Raw genomic sequence first — 2,858 nt, 5'->3', positions numbered from 1 at the left:
GGAATGCGGCGGGCGAGGATCTGGGCGAGGTGCACGAGATCATGCTGGACGTTGCCACGGGCCGCATCGCGTACGCGGTGCTGGCCTATGGCGGCGTGCTGGGCATGGGAGAGAAGTTATTCGCGGTCCCCTGGGAGCGGTTCGCCCAGGTGCCGGGCGAGGACTACTGGATCCTGGATGTATCGAAGGAGGATCTCGACCGGGCGAAGGGATTCGACCGGGACCACTGGCCGATGACCGAGGAGGTGGAGTGGTACCTCGAGGAGGGGGGCACGGCAGAGCGGGGACGCGAGCCCGAGCCGTACCGGAGCAGCCAGATCATCGGCCTCGAGGAGAGCGGACGCGTTGCGGAGGAGAGGCGGCCGCCGGCGCGGGTGACGACGCGCTATGTCCCCGTCCAGAGGACGGAATACGTGCCGGTACAGACGATCGAGACCGAGAGGAGAGAGCGCCGCTAGGAGCGGTGAAAACAGCGCGTGCAGGCGATGGCGCTGCACGAATTGGCGATCATCTTCGCGCCGTTCGGCTACGGCGGTACCGCGGGAATGTCGTTCGATATGGCCAAGTGGCTGGTGATCGCGTTCGTCATCCCGGCAATAATAGCGCTGCTCTTGTAGAGCTGGTCGGCTCTCTTTTTTGGTAACCGCGTCCGGCAGGAAGGGGCGCATATGCACGCCGGTCCCCCTGCAGAACAGCTCTCGATATCGGGCATGCGAAGGCCCGCGTCAGCGGGCCCGCAGCCTGCATGCCGATCCCGCTCCGGGACCCACAGGTGCGCGATCTTCAGCGGTCTGCCGCAGGCTCCCGTACCGAAGCGTCGTCGTGCCAGCGTGGCCGCCCGGCACTCCCGCGCTCTCTACAGGATCTGCATACGGGTGGGAACAGGCTCATGTGAGGTCATCCTCGCCATCGAGCGGCCCGTTGGCCGTGCTGTCAGTTCTCTTCGGCATCGCTGAATATTCCCCGGCGGTCGCCTCCCGCGGGGGGGTTTCAGCCGAGAATCTCGCCCGCACCTCATCGGCAAGAGGGCCTCCAGCCAGGATGAGGAGGTTGTCGCCCGCCTCCAGCACCGTGCTGCCGTTGGGGACGAACCGCTCGGACTTCTTCTCCATCAGGATGATCAGGGCGCCCGGGGGCAGCCCCAGGTCGACGATCTGCTTCCCGGCCACGGCGGCGCCCGGTGGCACGGTGAGCTCGATCAGTTCGCTGGGGGCGTCGCTCTCCGGCGCGATATCCATCGCCAGTCCGCGAGTGCTGCGGAGCGGCGCCGCGACGTCCAGCCACTGGGCGACCAGGGGGATGGAGGTGCCGTGCAGCAGCGCCGATATGAGGACGATGAAGAAGACCAGGTTGAAGATGATATCAGCCTGGGGGACGCCGGCGAGGAGCGGGAACGTCGCCAGCACGATCGGGACGGCGCCCCGCAGCCCCACCCAGGATACCATGACCTTCTCCCGCATGTCCATCCGCCAGGGGAGGAGGCAGAGGAGCACGGCGACCGGGCGGGCGATGAAGATCAGGAAGAGGGCGATCAGGATCCCCGGGACGATCAGGGGCAGGAGGTGCGAGGGGAAGACCAGCAGGCCCAGGGTCAGGAAGAGCGTGATCTGCATCAGCCAGGCGATACCCTCGTGGAAGCGGATCAGGCTGTTCTTGTGGACAAAGGTGCTGTTGCCCAGGACCAGTCCGCAGATGTAGACTGCGATGAATCCGCTCCCCCCCAGCGCCGCCGTCACGCCGTAGGTCAGCAGCACCATGGTGAGGGTGAGCACCGGGTAGAGCCCCTCGAACTCGAGTTTGAGGCGGTTGATCAGGTGCACCGTCAGCCATCCCATCCCGTAGCCGAACAGACCGCCGACCGCCATCTGCTGGATGAAGAGCGGGACCAGGGTGAGCGCGGACCGCTCGGGCATCAGGATGAGCGAGATGATGCCGATCGTCAGGAAGACTGCCATCGGGTCGTTGCTCCCGGACTCGAGCTCGAGCAGGGGGCGCAGGATGCCCTTCATGCTCGCCCGCCGCGTCCGCAGGATCGAGAAGACCGCCGCGGCGTCGGTCGAGGAGACGACGGCGCCCAGGAGAAGCCCTTCCAGCGGGGAGAAGCCCAGCACGGCAGTCGCGAACGCCCCGACCAGCACCGCCGTCAAGAGGACGCCGACCGTGGCGAGCACCACGCCGCGGGCGAGCACAGGGCGGACCTCGGACCAGCGGGTGTCGATACCGCCCGAGAAGAGGATGTAGGCGAGCGCGACGATGCCGATCGACTGGGCGATGAAGGGATCGTCGAAGTAGATGCCCCCCGGTCCCTCGGAACCCGCCAGCATGCCGACCAGGAGGAAGATCAGGAGGGCCGGGACGCCGAGCCACTCGGAGATCTTGTTGGCGAAGATGCTGATGAGGACGAGGGCCGCTGCGCCGGCAAGGATGATCTCGATCGCTACCATGTGCTGTTAACCCCGGGTTGTTCGGGAAAGGCGGGCCGGTCGGGTCGGGCCCGCAGGATCGCCCCGACTGTGATGTTTCACCGTTATTATGGTCCCCGAATCTTAATAGAGCTGCCCTTGAGATGAGGATCCGCAGATCTGCAGATCTGCGCGGAATCTACGGAAGCGAATACAATTGTCAAGGAACGGGGCAGGAGGTCACGGCTCTCCCAATGCACCGCCCATGGGATCGGCACGATCCCATGCGTGAATGTACATCTGCCGGCTGCTATCGGTGCGGTTGGGCAGACTCCGGCCCCTGAATCATGGGCGCAGCGTTTCGCATATACCTCTCGAATATGCCTCCTCTGGGCTATATCCAACCCCTGTTGAATTCGACCCATACGTACACCATATTCGATCTTTTCAGCCGAC

3 protein-coding genes are annotated in these 2,858 nt (G+C 65.2%); 2 read left to right on the top strand and 1 reads right to left on the bottom strand.

What is annotated here, in order from left to right:
• Together QMC96_13250 and QMC96_13245 are read left to right on the top strand one after the other, a co-directional pair.
• Nucleotides 1–458 (top strand): PRC-barrel domain-containing protein (locus tag QMC96_13250; protein ID MDI6877721.1); only part of this gene is annotated, 458 nt, incomplete at its 5' end.
• 27 nt (nt 459–485) lie between these two features.
• Complete coding sequence (locus tag QMC96_13245) at nt 486–617, top strand: DUF1328 domain-containing protein (GenBank protein ID MDI6877720.1); 132 nt, start codon at nt 486–488, stop codon at nt 615–617.
• Between the two features lie 270 nt (nt 618–887).
• Here QMC96_13245 and QMC96_13240 read toward each other — a convergent pair whose 3' ends face one another.
• Nucleotides 888–2,444, bottom strand: a complete 1,557-nt coding sequence (locus QMC96_13240) for a potassium/proton antiporter (GenBank protein MDI6877719.1) — start codon at nt 2,442–2,444, stop codon at nt 888–890.
• Nucleotides 2,445–2,858: the final 414 nt, after the last annotated feature.

This window comes from Methanomicrobiales archaeon (assembly GCA_030019205.1).
Classification (GTDB): Archaea; Halobacteriota; Methanomicrobia; order Methanomicrobiales; family JACTUA01; genus JASEFH01.
The sequence above is the reverse complement of the archived record's forward strand: the minus strand, read 5'-3'. Positions and strand labels throughout refer to the sequence as shown.

Coding starts and splice junctions, on each gene's coding strand:
- QMC96_13245 (MDI6877720.1), top strand. CDS start 486: ATGGCGCTGCACGAATTGGCGATCATCTTCGCGCCGTTCGGCTACGGC.
- QMC96_13240 (MDI6877719.1), bottom strand. CDS start 2,444: ATGGTAGCGATCGAGATCATCCTTGCCGGCGCAGCGGCCCTCGTCCTC.